Here is a 15741-nt window from a genome sequence, read left to right on the forward strand (position 1 = left end):
GTCGGGGTGGGCGCACGCGACCACGCTGGCGCCTGCGGTCAGCGGGGTGAGCAGCCAGTCGACCGGGTCGGGGTGGGTGGTCACGTCGACCAGGAGGCGGTCGCCCTGAGCCAGGCCCAGCTCGGTGGCGCGAGCCTGTGCGCGGGCCAGCAGCGCTGCGTCCGCCTCGCCGCCGGCCGGGTACGGCGTGAAGTGGTCGCCGTGTCCGCGTACCGCGGAGACGAAGTCGGTGCAGCCGGCCGGCACCTGCCGCATCGGCAGCGCGAACGGGTCGAGCGCCAGCGCGTACCGCTCGCCGGCCGGCCACCCGGCCGCCTCGTCCACCCGGCCGACGGCCACGAACAGTGCCTCCACCGGGCCCGGCGTGCCGGTCACTGTCAGCTTCGCCGACCAGCAGCCGAGCAGCACCGCGGCGGTCTGCCAGTGCGGCGGCAGCAGCACCCCGGCCGCGTCGCCGGGCGCGGCGCCGACCTCGTCGGTGAGCAGGTTCGCGGTCTTCGCCACCCAGTTCGCGAGCGTCGCCCCGGAGAGTTCGGTGCGTTCGCCGGTGGTGTCGTCGTACCAGGTCAGCAGCGGTCGGGTGGGGTCGGTCGCGATCGCGTCGGCGAACACCCGGGCAATGTTGTCGGCCATCGGCGCGAACGATACGCGCCCCGCGTGCGTACTCGATGACAGCGACAAGTCGGCGTACCGTCGGGTCGCGGTCAGCGCCTCGCGCCCGGCCCGGCGTAGGCTTGCCGAGAGTGTTATTCCCCACAACTGCGCCACCTGAGGAGTCGCCCCGTGACCGCCGGTCGCCCGCCCCGCGTTCTCATCGACGCCACGAGTGTCCCCGCCGACCGTGGCGGCGTCGGTAGATACGTCGACGGACTGCTCGGCGCGCTGGGCCGGGTCTGCGGCACCGGCGTCGACCTGGCCGTGGTCAGCCTCCGCACCGACCTGGAGCGCTACACCCGGATGCTGCCCGGCGCGGAGGTGATCCCCGCCCCGGCGGCGGTGGCGCACCGGCCGGCCCGGCTGGCCTGGGAGCAGACCGGCCTGCCGCTGCTGGCCCAGCAGGTCGGCGCCGAGGTGCTGCACTCGCCGTTCTACACCTGCCCGCTGCGGGCCGGCTGCCCGGTGACTGTCACCGTGCACGACGCGACGTTCTTCACCGAGCCGGAGCACTACGACAAGTCGCGCCGGACGTTCTTCCGCAGCGCGATCAAGACCTCGCTGCGCCGGGCGAACCGGGTGATCGTGCCGAGCAAGGCCACCCGCGACGAGCTCATCCGGCTGCTGGACGCCGACCCGACCCGGATCGACGTCGCCTACCACGGTGTCGACCAGGACGCGTTCCACGCGCCGGGTGACGAGGAGAAGGCACGCGTCCGGGCCCGCCTGGGGCTCGGCGACAGCAGCTACATCGCGTTCCTCGGGGCCAAGGAGCCGCGCAAGAACGTACCCAACCTGATCCGCGGCTGGGCCCGGGCGGTGGCCGACCGGCCGAACCCGCCCGCGCTGGTGGTGGCCGGCGGCCAGGGCCACGACGACGACATCGACCGCGCGGTGGCCGAGGTCCCGTCGCACCTGCGGCTGCTGCGCCCGGGTTACCTGCGCTACGCCGACCTGCCCGGCTTCCTCGGCGGCGCGCTGGTGGCGGCGTACCCCTCGTACGGCGAGGGCTTCGGCCTGCCGATCCTGGAGGCGATGGCGTGCGCCGCCCCGGTGCTCACCACGCCGCGCCTGTCCCTGCCCGAGGTGGGCGGCGACGCGGTGGCCTACACCAGCGAGGACCCGGACCAGATCGCCACCGACCTCGGTGCCCTGCTGGACGACGAGCAGCGGCGGCTGTCGCTGGCCAAGGCCGGTTTCGACAGGGCCAAGGAGTTCACCTGGGAATCCAGCGCGGAGGTCCACATCGCGGCATGGCGACGGGCCCGGTCCTGAGCGTCGGCTGCCGGTCCCGGGCGACCGACCGTGACGGCTCGCCCGCTTCGGGCATGATGTGCTGATGTTCTACGCCGTCATCCCGGCGGGCGGCAGCGGCACGAGGTTGTGGCCGTTGTCCCGTGCCGGCCATCCCAAATTCCTCCACCCGCTGACCGGCACCCCCGCCTCGCTGTTGCAGGCCACTGTCGACCGGTTGTCGCCGTTGACCACTCCGGAGCGCACGCTCGTGGTCACCGGGGCCGCGCACGCCGCGGCGGTGGCTCGGCAACTGGCTGGCCTGCCGGAGGAGAACATCCTGGTCGAGCCGTCACCGCGCGACTCCTGCGCGGCGATCGCGCTGGCCGCCGCGGTGATCGCCGCCCGGACCCCGGACGCGGTGATGGGCTCGTTCGCCGCCGACCACCTGATCGGCGACCCGGCCCGGCTGGCCGAGGTCGTGCGGCAGGCGATCCGGGGCGCGGAGCAGGGGCTGCTGATGACTGTGGGCATCACCCCGACGCGCCCGGAGACCGGCTACGGCTACCTGGAGACCGGCGAGCCGGCGGGGGACGGCCCGCTGCGCCCGGTACGCGAGTTCAAGGAGAAGCCGGCCGCCGAGGTGGCCGAGGTGTACGTCCGCTCCGGCCGGCACCTCTGGAACGCCAGCATGTTCGTCTGGCGGGTGGACGTCTTCCTGTCCGAGCTGGCTCGCCAGCAGCCGGAGCTGCACGCCGGGATCACCGCCATCGCGGCGGCCTGGGGCACCCCGGAGCAGGACGACGTGCTCGGCCGGATCTGGCCGACGCTGCCCCGGATCTCCGTCGACTACGCGGTGATGGAGGGTGCGGCGACTGCGGGCCGGGTGGGTACGGTGCCCGGCGACTTCGGCTGGAACGACGTGGGCGACTTCCACACGCTCGGCGAGGTGCTGCCCGCCGACGGCGCCGGCAACGTGGTGCTGGGCGGTGACGCGAAGCCGGGCGTGCTGCTGCACGACACCACCGGCACAGTGGTGGTGCCGCACTCCGGGCGGCTCGTGGCCACCGTCGGGGTGCACGACCTGATCGTCGTGGACACCCCGGACGCGCTGCTGGTCTGCCCGCGTGACCGCGCGCAGGACGTGAAGAAGATCGTGGACGAGCTGAAGGAACGCGGCGAGGAGGGCCTGGTCTGATCCGCCGGGCCGCCGGGACGCGTCCGGCGGCGCGGTAGAGCCGCTCAGCCGCCGGCGCGGCGGGCCAGCACCGCGAGCGCCGGCGGCACGAGCTGAGCCGTGGCGTGGGCGAGCGGCTCGGGCAGCCGGTCCGGCGGGAACCAGCCGAGCGCCTCGGACTCCGCGCTGACCCGCTCGACCGCCCCCGCCGGGGCCAGGGCGGCGTACCGGACGTCGTAGTGGAACGACCCGCCCTGGCAGGCGACCTGGTGGATGTCCACGTCGATCGGCTCCGGCTCGACGGTCAGGCCGGTGATGCCGGACTCCTCGGTGGCCTCGCGCAGCGCGGCGGCCACGAGCGTCCGGTCGCCGGGCTCGCAGTGCCCGCCGAGCTGCATCCACCTGCGGATCTTGCCGTGCAGGCAGAGCAGCACCCGGCCGTCCGGGTCGAGCACCAGCGCGCTCGCCGTGACGTGCCCGGCCCGGTGCGTCCGGCTCATCGCCACCGGCCCGTCGGCCAGCAGCGCCAGGGTCCGGTCCCGGGCGGCGTCGGCGGCGGGGCTGGTCGCCGTCCAGCGGCTCAGCGTCGCGACGGCGTCGGCGTGCAACTCGGTGTACGGGATGAGATCGGGCACCCGGACACTCTACGAGCGCGCCCTCCGTACCCTGGCGCGGTGACCCTGCGACTCGTCGAGTTCCTGGTGGCCGGCAACGAGGCGAGCGACCTCCTGCCGGTGCGGTCGGCCGCGCTGCTGCGGGCGCACGGCGCGCGCCGCGGCTTCTGGACGGTGCTGGACGAGGGGCCGGTCGAGCAGTGCCTGGCGCTGCTGCTGGAACGCGACGACGGCCACTGGGTGGCGCACCACGTACCTGCCGATGCCGGCCGCGAGAACGGCCGCACCGAGGACGGCGAGGCGCTCGCCCACCACGACGGGTGGGTGTACGTCTTCGGCTCGCACTTCGGGTCCAAGCGCGGCCCGCTGCGGCCCCGGCGCGCGTTCGTGGCCCGGTTCCGGGAGGACGAGGCCGTGGCCGGGCCGCTGCCGGTGCACGTGGTGCGCAACCGCTTCCGGCTGCACCGGGCGGTGAACGACGCGCTCGCCGCCGCCCCGCTGACGCTGCTGCCGCCCGGTGACCGGGTCCGGGAGCGGTTCATCGTGGAGACACTGGCCCGGGGCACCGCCCGGGCCAAGAGCTGGGTGACCCGGCTCGCCGCGGACGACCTGCCGGTCAACGTCGAGGCGGCGGCGTTCACCCCGGCCGGTACGGCGCTGCTGGGGCTGCGTTTCCCGGTGACCGCCGCGGGGGAGCCGGTCTACGTCGAGCTGGCCGGCGTACCGGAGATGTTCGACGACCCGGAGCGGCCGGGTGACCTGCGGGCGCTCGGGGCGTACGCGCTGACCGGTGTGACGCCGCCCGGGGCGCTCGCCGGCTTCCGCGCGATCACGCCGACCGGCGACGGCGGCTACGCGGCGGTGACCGGGTCGATCGACGCGCTGGGCAAGGGTTCGGTGTTGTTGGACGACCATCCGCACGGCGGTGAGGTGACCTCCCGGCACGTGCGGTTCCGGCACGACGCGGGCGGGGGCGCCCTGGTGGCCGGGGAGGTGGTGGCGGAGCTGGCGCCGTTCCATCACGTGGAAGGGCTGGCCGAGCTGGCGGGACGCTGCTACTACGTCACGGACGAGGACCACCGGGTGGCGCTCTGGATCGGATGAGCGAGGGCCGGGCGGCACCCCTGCGACTGATGTCGCAGACCCTCGTGGTGCCACCCGGCCACGCCCGTCAGCCGGCGTCCGGGTCGACATTGCGCCCCGGCGTCGGCGGGCAACAGAGAGTTTGCCGAACCGGCCCGCCCAGCGTCGAGGTTTTTCACCTGACGCTTAAAGATGGAGATTAGTACCGGCGGGTACAGTGCGAGGTGTGGCGGGCACCCCCGCCGTCCGCACGGGAGCAGCAACCCATGTTGAAGATCATTTTCTCGGGCGAGGACGTTCTGCGGACCCGGGTCGCCCCGGCCGCGGACCCGCTCTGGGAGCTGGTCCTCAGCCTGCACCTGCTCCAGGGGCGCAGCCGGGATCCGATGATGACCACGTGGCGGCGCACAGTGGCGCACGGCCTGCGGACCGACACCGACGCCGAGCAGTACCGCCTGCTGCTCGCGCTCAACCCGCCGCGTGGCTACTTCCCCGACTTCCTCACCCCGTTCGCCAGCCGCGAGGGCTTCCAGGCCGGGCTGGACGCGATCCGGGGCACCTCTGTGGACATGCTGCGCCGCGACCTGACGCTGCTCGCCGGGGAGACCACGCTGCCGTCGTCGGCCACCTCGCTCGCCCGTGGCGAGCCGGATACGCTGCACCACCTCACCGACGCCATGGCGCGGTACCAGTCGCTGGCGGTCATGCCCTACTGGTCCCGCGTGCAGGCGGCGGTCGAGGCGGACCGGGCCCGGCGTGCGCGCGCCATGCTCGACGGCGGCGCCGAAGGGCTGCTGGCCAGCCTGCGGCCGAACATGCGCTGGGTGTCGGGTGTGCTGGAGGTGCTCGACTACCCGGACACCCGGGAGCTGCACCTGGACGGCCGGGGGCTGCTGCTCGTCCCGTCGTTCTTCTGCTCGCGTACCCCGGTGGCGCTGGTCGACCCGACGCTGCCCCCGGTGCTGGTCTACCCGGTCGACCGGCTCGCCGGCCTGACGCCCGCGTCCGGCGCCGCCGCGTCGCCGCAGGGCGAGGCGCTCGCCGCCCTGCTCGGCCGTACCCGCTCCCGGGTGCTCCAGGCCGCCGACGAGGGCTGCACCACCGGCGAGATGGCACGCCGGCTGCGCATCTCCGCCGCCGCGGCCAGCCAGCACACCACTGTGCTGCGCAACGCGGGACTGCTGGTCAGCCGGCGGGACCGCAACACCGTCCTGCACACGCTCACACCGCTGGGCCGGGCCGTCCTCGACGCCTGAGCACGCCCGCCGGAGTCAGAGCGCCAGCGTGGCGCTCGCGGTGCTGCCGGACGGGGGCGGGAGCAACGTCGAGTCGACGCCCTCGGCGGCCAGCGCGGCGCGCAGGCGTTGCAGGTCCGCGCCGACCCGGACCAGGTCCGCCGGGTCGACGGGAGCGGGCGCCGCGCCGAGCAGCAGGCCGGTGGCCGAGGCGGGCCAGCCGGGCACTGTGGCGGCGAGTCCGGCGCGTACCTCGTCGTCGGTGACGTGGGTGAAGACGGTGCCGGGCGCGACCACGTCGGCCACCGCGTCGATCGCCCGCCGCACCGCGGCCGGATCGGCGGGCTCGGGGCCGATCCGGTCCGCGAGCGTCGCCGCCGCCCGCAGACCGGCGGCGCGCGCCTCGGCCGTGCCGAGCGAGAACAGGTCCATCGAGGCGTCGCGCACGAGCGTGCGGGCGCCCTCGTCGTCGTCCCGGGTCGCGGCGAGGTAACCCCGGACCACCGCGACCGGCACCTGGTCGCACTTGCCCTTGATCAGCTCACCGGCGGCGGCGAGTTCGTCGACCACCGCCATCTGGGTGACGAACAGCTCGTTGCCGTACGGGTCGACCTCGCCCCGGTGGTCACGGATCGCCGGCATGCCGGCCACCCCGAGCGCCACGTCGGTGAGCCCGTTGCGCCACGGGCGTCCCATCGTGTCGCTGACGATCACTGCGACGTCGAGGCCGTACCGGTCGCGCAACGCGGCGCGCAGCGCCCGGGCGGACGCGTCCGGGTCGACCGGCAGCAGCACCAGCCTGGTCTTGTCCACGTTCGAGGCGTCGATGCCGGCGGAGGCCATCACGAACCCGTGGTGGGTCTGCACGATCCGGGTCGCGCCCCGGGTCGCCACCACCCGGGCGGTCTCCCCGGCCAGGATCCGGTCCCGCTCGGCGAGCCGTTCCGGGCCGTCGGCCGGCACGTCGACCAGCCGGCCCTCCGCCTTCGACACGATCTTGCTGGTGACCACCAGGACGTCGTGGTCGCGCAGCCAGGGCGCCGCACCGGTGATCAGCGCCGCCAGGTCGTCGCCCTCGGTCACGTCACCGATGCCCTGCATCGGCAGGATCTCCAGCCTCACATCAACTCCAGCGCGGCGCGCACCATCGCGGCGGTCGCCGCCTCGTCGGTCATCCGCAGCGGCGCCGCGCGGACGGTCACGTCCGGCACCACAGTGCCCTCGTCCTCCGGCGCGACCAGCCAGCCGTCGAGCAGCCCGCCCGCCGGCCGGGCGCCGTAGAGGCCGCCCACGCCGGCCGCGCTGCACTCCACGCCGAGCACGGCGAGGCAGCGGTCGGCCATGCCGCGTACCGGCGCACCGCCGATGATCGGCGACACCCCGATCACCGGGGCCGGGCCGCCGGCAACCGCGTCGCGCAGCCCGGGTACCGCCAGCACCGGGGCGATGCTCACCACCGGGTTGCTCGGTGCGATCAGCACCACGTCCGCGGCGGCGATCGCCTCGACCACGCCGGGCGTGGGCTTCGCCGCGTCCGCGCCGACGAAGACGAACCGGTCGGTGGGTACGCCGGCCCGATACCGCACCCACCACTCCTGGAAGTGGATCGCCCGCCGGCCCTGCTCGTCGGTGACGACGGCGTGGGTCTCCAGGCGGTCGTCGGTGGCGGGCAGCAGCCGTACGCCCGGCTGCCAGCGGGCCGCCAGTGCCTCGGTGACCTGGGACAGCGGGTAGCCGGCGTTGATCATCTGGGTGCGCACCAGGTGGGTGGCGACGTCCTTGTCGCCCAGGCCGAACCAGCTCGGCTCCGCGCCGTACGCGGCCAGCTCGTTCTTCACCGTCCAGGTCTCGCCCGCCCGGCCCCAGCCCCGCTCCGGGTCGGCGCCGCCGCCGAGCGTGTAGAGCACGCTGTCCAGGTCGGGGCAGACCTTCAGCCCGTGCAGCAGCAGATCGTCGCCGACGTTGACCACTGCGGTCACCTCGGCGCCCACCTCCCGGGCGTACGCCCGCACGCCGAGCAGGAAACGGGCGCCCCCGATGCCGCCGGTCAGTACCACGATGCGCATGGCGTCCATCCTTCCGCACGCGCCGCCGTCGATCGTCCGGTGGCCGGAGAGACTACGCTCACTTCGGCAACTGTCCGCTTTCGTCCCCTGGGGGAGTCCGTGACCAGCCCCGCCGAGCCCGCGTCCGGCGACGCCGCGCAGGCCAGCCAGTTGATCAAGCCGTTGCGCGAACTGGCCGCGCTCGTCCTTCTCGGCGCCAACGCCGTGCTGCTCTTCGTCGGCCTGCTGCGCCTGCTGCCGATCGACGACTACAGCACGTCCACCGGCCGGGCCGGGAGCACGTATTTCACATTCATCGGCCTGGAGTCGACGGTCCTGCCGGTGCTCGCCGTCCTGATCGCCACAGTGATCCTCCCGGTCGTGCCGAAGGCCAAGCTGATCACGCAGGTGGCGCTCGTCGAGTACGCCGTGTCCGCCGTGTTCGGCGCGCTGACGTTCCTGATCTGGCTGGTCGGCCGGCTCGCCGACGGCGAGGTGCTGGACGCGTTCCTCGGCCTGCTGACCCGCGCGGCGTGGCTGGCGATCTTCGCGGTCGCCGCGTTCGTGGTGTTCAAGATCTGGCGCACGCTCTACTACGTGCCGAAGCCCAAGCCGCAGCCGGGCGTGTACGGCCAGGCCCAGCCCGGCTGGCCGCAGCAGCCGGGTCAGCCCGGCGGCTACCCCGGTCCGGGTGGCTACCCGCAGCAGCCCGGCCAGGGCTACCCGCAGGCCGGCTCGCCCCCGCCCGGCTGGCCGCAGCAGCCCGGCCCGTACGGCCAGCCGCAGTCGGCGCCGCCGTTCAACACCGCCCCGCCGCACGCCCCGCACTCCGGTCCGCCGTCCGCCGACCCGCAGTCCGGTGTCCCGTTCGCCGGGCCGCAGCAGGCGCCGCAGTACGGCTCGTCGCACCACGCGCCGCCGTTCGGCCAGCCGCCGTCGGCCGACCCGACGCAGGCGATCCCGCGCCAGTCCGCCGAGCCGGGGGCGCCGTCGCCGGCCGCCGACGACGAGCGCACCCAGCGGTTCGACCGCGAGGACCCGAACCAGCCTCGCTGAGCCCCGCGCGGCGGGCGACGGAGATCGTCGCCCGCCGCCACCTGGGCCGCCACCGTCGCCCGCCGCTGTGCGGCAGCTCACCCGGGTCGTCCCGGTGCCCGGACCGCGGCCGGGGGCGGGCATCCGGCCGTCCGGCAGCGCTTAGGCTGGGCGGATGGTTGATCGCAGCGACCCCGAACCGACCGAGGCGAGCATCCGGCGGGCACTGGGGCGGGCCGCCACCGGCCGGGCGCTCGACGCCGGCGAGGCGGGCGCGCTGCTCGCCGCTCGCGGGCCGATGCTCGACGACCTGCTCCGGATCGCCTCCGACATCCGAGACGCCGGGCTGCGCGACGCCGGGCGGCCGGGCGTGGTCACGTACTCGAAGAAGGTCTTCATCCCGCTGACCCGGCTCTGCCGGGACCGCTGCCACTACTGCACGTTCGCCACCGTGCCGCACCGGCTGCCCGCCGCCTACCTGGAACGCGACGAGGTGCTGTCGATCGCCCGCGAGGGCGCCGCGCAGGGCTGCAAGGAGGCGCTGTTCACGCTCGGCGACCGGCCCGAGGAGCGGTGGCCGGCGGCCCGCCAGTGGCTGGACGAGCGGGGGTACGACTCGACGCTGGACTACCTGCGCGCCTGCGCGGTGGCGGTGCTGGAGGAGACCGGCCTGCTGCCCCACCTCAATCCGGGCGTGCTCACCTGGTCGGAGTTGCAGCGGCTCAAGCCGGTCGCGCCGAGCATGGGCATGATGCTGGAGACCACCGCCGGCCGGCTCTGGTCCGAACCGGGCGGCCCGCACTTCGGCTCACCGGACAAGGAACCCGCGGTACGCCTGCGGGTGCTCGACGACGCCGGCCGGGTCGGGGTGCCGTTCACCACGGGAATCCTGATCGGCATCGGCGAGAACCGGGCCGAGCGGGTCGACGCGATCTTCGCGATCCGCCGGGCGATGCGGGAGTACGGCCACCTCCAGGAGGTGATCGTGCAGAACTTCCGCGCCAAGCCGGACACCGCGATGCGCGGCATGCCCGACGCCGAGCTGCACGACCTGGCCGCCACAGTGGCGGTGGCCCGGGTGCTGCTCGGCCCGAAGGCCCGCATCCAGGCCCCGCCGAACCTCATCGCGGGCGAGTACGACCTGTTGCTGCGCGCCGGCATCGACGACTGGGGCGGCGTCTCCCCGGTCACGCCCGACCACGTCAACCCGGAGCGGCCCTGGCCGCACCTGGACGAGCTGGCGGCGCGTACCGCGAGTGCCGGGTTCACGCTGCGCGAGCGGCTGACCGTCTACCCGGAGTACGTCCGGGCGGGCGAGCCGTGGCTCGATCCGCGCCTGCTGCCGCACGTCACAGCGCTCGCCGACCCGGCCACCGGGCTCGCGGTCGAGGCGGCCCGCCCGGAGGGACGGCCCTGGCAGGAGCCGGAGGAGGTCTACGGCGGCCGCACCGACCTGCACGTCACCATCGACGTCACCGGCCGTACCGACGACCGGCGGGGCGACTTCGACAGCGTGTACGGCGACTGGGCCGAGGTGGCCGGCAAGGTGGCGCCGGAGGCGCGCGCCGGCGTACCAGTGGGTGGTGGCGCGGACGCCGACCTGCGCGCGGGCCTGCGGCTCGCCGCTGACGACCCGGCCGCGCTGCTGACTCCGGCGCACGAGGCGAAGGCACTGGCGCTGTTCGGCGCGGACGGCCCGGCGCTCGACGAGCTGTGCCGGCTGGCCGACGACGCGCGCCGGGACGCGGTCGGCGACGACGTGACCTACGTGGTCAACCGCAACATCAACTTCACGAACGTCTGCTACGTGGGCTGCCGGTTCTGCGCGTTCGCCCAGCGGGAGAGCGACGCCGACGCGTTCCGGCTCTCGCTGGAGCAGGTCGCCGACCGGGCCGAGGAGGCGTGGACGGCCGGCGCGACCGAGGTCTGCCTCCAGGGCGGGATCGACCCGAAGATGCCGGTGACCGGGTACGCCGACATCGTCCGCGCGATCAAGGCGCGGGTGCCGGACATGCACGTGCACGCGTTCTCCCCGATGGAGATCGTCACCGCCGCCGCGAAGGCCGGCGTGCCGGTGCGGGAATGGCTGCTCCAGCTCCGCGAGGCCGGGCTGGACACCATCCCGGGCACCGCCGCCGAGATCCTCGACGACGACGTGCGCTGGGTGCTCACCAAGGGCAAACTGCCGGCCTCCGCCTGGGTCGACGTGGTGAGCACGGCCCACGAGCTGGGCATCCGGTCCAGCTCCACGATGATGTACGGCCACGTGGACCACCCGGGCCAGTGGCTCGCCCACTTCCGGGTGCTGGCCGGCGTGCAGGACCGTACCGGCGGGTTCACCGAGTTCGTGGCGCTGCCGTTCGTGCACACCAACGCGCCCATCTACCTGGCCGGCATCGCCCGCCCGGGACCGACATGGCGGGAGAACCGGGCGGTGCACGCGATGGCCCGGCTGCTGCTGCACGGCCGGATCGACAACATTCAGTGCTCCTGGGTGAAGCTCGGCGACGAAGGCACAGTGGAGATGCTGCGCGGCGGCTGCAACGACCTGGGCGGCACGCTGATGGAGGAGACGATCTCCCGGATGGCCGGCTCGGGCAACGGGTCGGCCCGTACCGAGGAGCAGTTGCGGGCCATCGCCACCGCCGCCGGGCGGCCGTTCCGCAAGCGGACGACCGCGTACGGTCACGCCCGCGCCTGAGGTCGAACCTTTCCCCGCCGCGCGCCGTACCTGTGGGTGCCGGCGGCGGTTTCGGCGAGGACCGCCGCCGGTGACCCCGAACCGGGGCCCGGCGGTGTCCGGGCGCCCGGCCCGCTGCGGCGCTGCGGCGCCGGTCCGGAAAGGTTGCCGATGAGCACTGACGAGACCACCGACGCGCCGAAACGGCGGACCTGGCCGCGATTGACCCGCAGGCAGACGCTCACCGCCGCGGCGAGCGCCACACTGGGCGCCGCCGCCCTCACCGTGCCGGGCCTGTCCGCCGCCCAGAACGCCCCCACGGCGAGCCGGCGCGACGAGCCGATCGTGGTCCACCTCCGCGACGCCGCGGCCGGCGTCATGGACGTCTTCGTCGGCACCACCCGGGTCGAGGTACGCGACCGCGGCCTGGCCGACCGCCTGGTGCGCGCCGCCGGCCGGCGCTGATCCCACCCTCCACCGGCGCGGGCTCCCGGCGCCGGTTCCGACTTCCGTTCCCCCGACGAAGGTGCGTCCGCCATGTCCTCTCACCGCGAGGCCCCGGAGATCGCCAAGGATCCGGTCGCCGACAGTTCCGACCTGTACGCGTTCGTCACGCCGAGCCAGCCGGACACGGTCACGTTGATCGCCAACTACGTGCCGGTGCAGCTCCCGTCCGGCGGCCCGAACTTCTTCGAGTTCGGTGACGACGTCCGGTACGAGATTCACATCGACAACGACGGCGACGGTTATCCGGACGTCACCTATCGTTTCGAATTCACTACCGAGATCACGAACCAGAACAGTTTTCTCTACAACACCGGGCCGATCGAGTCGCTGGAGAGCAAGAACTGGAACCGGCGGCAGTTCTACCGGCTGACCCGGATCGCCGACGGCCGCGCGCGCGTGCTGGCGCACAAACTGCCCTGCCCGCCGTGCAACGTCGGGCCGCTGTCCACGCCGAACTACCAGAACCTGGTCCGGCAGGCGACGTTCAAGCTGTCCACCGGTGAGAAGGTGTTCGCCGGGCAGCGGGCCGACGGCTTCTTCGTCGACCTGGGCGCGGTGTTCGACCTGGGTACGCTGCGGCCGTTCCAGCAGCTGCACGTCGCCGGCAAGAAGCTGTTCCGGGACGAGGGCGAGCCGGTGAACGCGCTGGACCGGCTCAACGTGCACAGTCTCGCCGTGCAGGTGCCGCTCAACCAGGTACGCCGCAAGGCGGCCCGCTACGGCTACGCCGACCGCGCCTCGACCATCGGGGTCTGGACCAGCGCGTCCCGCCAGCAGGTGCGGGTGCTGGGTGACCGGGTCGCCGCTGACACCGCCGCCGGACCCTTCACGCAGGTGTCGCGGCTCGGTAACCCGTTGTTCAACGAGGTCATCGTGCCGATGTCCAGGAAGGACGTCTGGAACACGCTGCCGCCGTCGGAGGACAAGCGGTTCGCCGGGTTCGTGGAGCGGCCCGAGCTGGCCGGGCTGTTGCCGGCGCTCTACCCGGGTGTGTTCCCCAATCTGGACGCGCTGAACAAGTCCAAGAAGCCGCGCGCCGACCTGGTGGCGATCCTGCTCACCGGCGTCCCGGCCGGACTGATCGACGGCTTCGCCAACACCACCGGTGACGTGCAGGCGGACATGCTGCGGCTGAACACGGCGATCCGGCCCAGCCGCAAACCGGACCGGTTCGGCGTGCTCGGCGGCGACCTGGCCGGCTTCCCCAACGGCCGCCGTCCCGCCGACGACGTGGTGACGATCGCGCTGCGCGCCATCGCCGGGCTGACCGTGCCGCTCGTCGACAAGACGTTCCGGCCGGACGCCGCCGCCGCGGCGGTGACACCGGGCCTGAGCGCGGCCGACGTGACAGCGCCGTTCCTGGCCGACTTCCCGTTCCTCGGCACGCCGTACGACGGGTTCGGCAACCCGCAGGCGAAGAAGTCCTGACGGGAGCCGGCGAATGTCACACCATCACGATCTCGGCCCGTCGGAGGTCGGCAGCGTCGTGCTCGACCTGGGCGGCGACCGGGGGGCGCTGATCATCCACACCGGGCGGGACCTGCACGGCCGGGAGATCGAGATCAGCCGCGTGGACCTCGACGGCCCGCGGACCCACTCCGCCGTACGCGAGCGGCACGTCCGGGACGGGGTGTTCCACAGTGCCGTCTACCCGGATCTGGAGGCGGGTGTGTATACCGTCTGGTGGGACGAGAGTACGTCCGCCGGCGCGATCTCGGTCACCGGTGGGTCGATCGCCGAATTCGTTTGGCCCACCAGCTCACCAGCCCGCTTGGACTGATCCGTCAGTCGCGCCGGAACCCGCGCCCCGTCCACATGATGGACGGGGCGCGGTCGGCGTTGGACGGCTCGACGGGCGGTACAGCGGGAAGCGGGTTACCCTTTGCCCCACCAATTCTGATCTTGGTGCGAGCGGCCGGCGGGGGCGTCCGGCCGGCCTGCCGGCGATGCGCCACGGCAGAAAACTTCCGGCAACTCGCCGGGGAGGGCGTTACTCGTCCGGGGTCTGAATCGATAGGGCAGGTTGCGAGGCTACGGGCGACCGCGGCGGTCGTCACGGACGTGTCGGGAGGGCGACTCCATTATCAAGTTTGGCTTGACGGCGCACGCATTACACGCGTGTAATTTGAATGGGGTTGTTCGCACGGAACGCAACAAATGGTGACCGTACGGACAGGCACGCCTTTCGCGTGGGGGGTTGCAGCGGCGAATGACGCCGGTGCGCGACAAGGAGGCAATCGATGGACGGCCAGCTCGAGGTGGCCGACCTGCTCGGGAACGCGCCGGAGTGGCAGGAGCGAGCGCTCTGCTCGCAGACCGACCCGGAGGCGTTCTTTCCCGAGAAGGGCGGCTCGACCCGCGAGGCGAAGCGCATCTGCTCGCGGTGCGAAGTGAAGACGGAATGCCTGGAGTACGCGCTCGGCCACGACGAGCGGTTCGGGATCTGGGGTGGCCTCTCCGAGCGGGAGCGGCGCAAGCTCAAGCGGCGGGTCGCCGCCTGATCCACGTACGGGTCCACGGGCGGTGGGGGCCGCCCGGACCCGGGTCGCTGTCCGGCCGGCGCGTCCGGCCGGGTGGCGGCGCCTGTCCGGTCAGCCGGTCAGGCCAGCTCGTCCGGGTCGACCCCGAGCAGATTCGCCACCTGCTCGATGATCACGTCATGCACCAGGTCGGCGAGGTCCTCGCGATCCATCGCGCGGAACTCCAGCGGCCGCCGGTAGAGCACGATCCGCGGCGGCACCTCCTGGCGGCCGGGCCGCCCGGGCAGCAGCCGGGCGAGCGGCACCTCGCCGTCCTCCAGCACGTCCGAGTCGTAGACGTTCAGATCCGGCGGGACGTCCTCGACCGCGAACTCCACCCCGGCCAGTTCCTTGGCGAACCGGCGTTCGAGCGTCTCCACCGTGTCGAGCACCAGATCGTCGAAGACCTCGGCCTTCGTCCGCGCCAGCGGCACCGTGGCCGGCACCAGCCGCCCGCGCAGGCCGCGACCGTGCCGGTCACGGTGGGTGCGCCGGCCGGAGCCGGGGCGGCGGTTCTGGGGGCTCGTCATGACGCACAGGGTAGCCCGCATCGGCGGTCCACCCGCCGTCGCGCGGCCGTCCGGCGTGCCGCTGCGCCGATCGGAGGAATTGTGATCACCATGACGGGCGTGTCGTAACGCGAAGCGGTGCGCCGGACCCGGTAATGGGGATACCCTGCCGCCGTGAGGTCACCACGGCGCTGCTCCCGTAACGGCTGCCCCCGGCAAGCGGTCGCCACATTGACCTATGTCTACAACGAGTCGACGGCGGTGGTGGGCCCGCTCGCGGCATTCGCCGAACCGCACACGTACGACCTGTGTGAGCCGCACGCCCGCAGCCTGACCGCCCCGCGCGGCTGGGACGTGGTGCGGCACGAGGGCGAGTTCGAGCCGCCGCCGCCCACCACCGACGACCTGGTGGCGCTGGCCGAGGCGGTACGCGAGGCCGCACGCCCCGCC

The 15741-nt window shown here is 73.6% G+C and carries 16 protein-coding genes; 11 read left to right on the plus strand and 5 right to left on the minus strand.

Annotated features, from left to right (window positions below; all coding sequences use genetic code 11):
• A partial coding sequence (locus ABD52_RS31050) for a TIGR03089 family protein (protein ID WP_047894092.1) occupies positions 1-633 on the minus strand: 633 nt, incomplete at its 3' end.
• A 150-nt stretch (positions 634-783) separates the two neighbouring features.
• Here ABD52_RS31050 and ABD52_RS31055 point away from each other — a divergent pair.
• Complete coding sequence (locus ABD52_RS31055; RefSeq protein ID WP_013284149.1) at positions 784-1929, plus strand: glycosyltransferase family 1 protein; 1146 nt, start codon at positions 784-786, stop codon at positions 1927-1929.
• Between the two features lie 64 nt (positions 1930-1993).
• Positions 1994-3085, plus strand: coding sequence for a mannose-1-phosphate guanylyltransferase (locus tag ABD52_RS31060; protein ID WP_013284150.1), 1092 nt, complete (start codon positions 1994-1996; stop codon positions 3083-3085).
• Positions 3086-3129: 44 nt separating this feature from the next.
• Here the strand turns inward: ABD52_RS31060 and ABD52_RS31065 are convergent, their stop codons facing one another.
• Positions 3130-3699, minus strand: coding sequence for an NUDIX hydrolase (locus ABD52_RS31065; RefSeq protein ID WP_013284151.1), 570 nt, complete (start codon positions 3697-3699; stop codon positions 3130-3132).
• A gap of 39 nt (positions 3700-3738) precedes the next feature.
• On the opposite strand from ABD52_RS31065, the gene ABD52_RS31070 reads away from it, so the two are divergent.
• Entirely contained in the window at positions 3739-4782 is a 1044-nt protein-coding gene (locus ABD52_RS31070) for a hypothetical protein (protein ID WP_047894093.1), read from the plus strand.
• Positions 4783-5027: 245 nt separating this feature from the next.
• Entirely contained in the window at positions 5028-6017 is a 990-nt protein-coding gene (locus ABD52_RS31075; protein WP_047894094.1) for a helix-turn-helix transcriptional regulator, read from the plus strand.
• Positions 6018-6032: 15 nt separating this feature from the next.
• Here ABD52_RS31075 and ABD52_RS31080 read toward each other — a convergent pair whose 3' ends face one another.
• Together ABD52_RS31080 and cofD are read right to left on the minus strand one after the other, a co-directional pair.
• Positions 6033-7118, minus strand: coding sequence for a coenzyme F420-0:L-glutamate ligase (locus ABD52_RS31080; RefSeq protein ID WP_047894095.1), 1086 nt, complete (start codon positions 7116-7118; stop codon positions 6033-6035).
• A complete protein-coding gene (gene cofD, locus ABD52_RS31085; RefSeq protein WP_047894096.1) occupies positions 7115-8062 on the minus strand; it encodes a 2-phospho-L-lactate transferase in 948 nt (315 codons plus the stop codon). The genes ABD52_RS31080 and cofD overlap by 4 nt, the downstream gene beginning before the upstream one ends.
• Positions 8063-8161: 99 nt before the next feature.
• On the opposite strand from cofD, the gene ABD52_RS31090 reads away from it, so the two are divergent.
• The 6 genes from ABD52_RS31090 (at position 8162) to ABD52_RS31115 (ending at position 14764) form a co-directional block, all read left to right on the plus strand.
• Positions 8162-9097 carry a hypothetical protein gene (locus ABD52_RS31090; RefSeq protein ID WP_047894097.1) on the plus strand — a complete coding sequence of 312 codons (936 nt, stop codon included), beginning with the start codon at positions 8162-8164 and terminating at the stop codon, positions 9095-9097.
• 154 nt (positions 9098-9251) lie between these two features.
• Positions 9252-11777 (plus strand): bifunctional FO biosynthesis protein CofGH, encoded by a 2526-nt coding sequence (locus tag ABD52_RS31095; protein WP_047894098.1) that lies wholly within the window; start codon positions 9252-9254, stop codon positions 11775-11777.
• A 150-nt stretch (positions 11778-11927) separates the two neighbouring features.
• The gene (locus tag ABD52_RS31100) at positions 11928-12221 is read left to right on the plus strand and encodes a hypothetical protein (RefSeq protein ID WP_013284158.1); all 294 of its coding nucleotides are present in this window, start codon (positions 11928-11930) and stop codon (positions 12219-12221) included.
• Positions 12222-12293: 72 nt separating this feature from the next.
• The gene (locus ABD52_RS31105) at positions 12294-13691 is read left to right on the plus strand and encodes a DUF4331 domain-containing protein (RefSeq protein WP_013284159.1); all 1398 of its coding nucleotides are present in this window, start codon (positions 12294-12296) and stop codon (positions 13689-13691) included.
• A gap of 13 nt (positions 13692-13704) precedes the next feature.
• The gene (locus ABD52_RS31110; protein WP_013284160.1) at positions 13705-14043 is read left to right on the plus strand and encodes a hypothetical protein; all 339 of its coding nucleotides are present in this window, start codon (positions 13705-13707) and stop codon (positions 14041-14043) included.
• Positions 14044-14503: 460 nt separating this feature from the next.
• The gene (locus tag ABD52_RS31115; protein WP_013284161.1) at positions 14504-14764 is read left to right on the plus strand and encodes a WhiB family transcriptional regulator; all 261 of its coding nucleotides are present in this window, start codon (positions 14504-14506) and stop codon (positions 14762-14764) included.
• 98 nt (positions 14765-14862) lie between these two features.
• On the opposite strand, the gene ABD52_RS31120 is transcribed toward ABD52_RS31115, so the two are convergent.
• On the minus strand, positions 14863-15312 hold the full coding sequence (locus ABD52_RS31120) for a metallopeptidase family protein (protein ID WP_018787548.1): 450 nt from the start codon (positions 15310-15312) through the stop codon (positions 14863-14865).
• A 153-nt stretch (positions 15313-15465) separates the two neighbouring features.
• Here ABD52_RS31120 and ABD52_RS31125 point away from each other — a divergent pair.
• The coding region (locus ABD52_RS31125) for a DUF3499 domain-containing protein (RefSeq protein WP_047894099.1) at positions 15466-15741 on the plus strand (276 nt) is incomplete at its 3' end.

Origin of the sequence: Micromonospora sp. RV43, assembly GCF_001029515.1 — a bacterium.
Taxonomy (GTDB): domain Bacteria; phylum Actinomycetota; class Actinomycetes; order Mycobacteriales; family Micromonosporaceae; genus Micromonospora; species Micromonospora aurantiaca.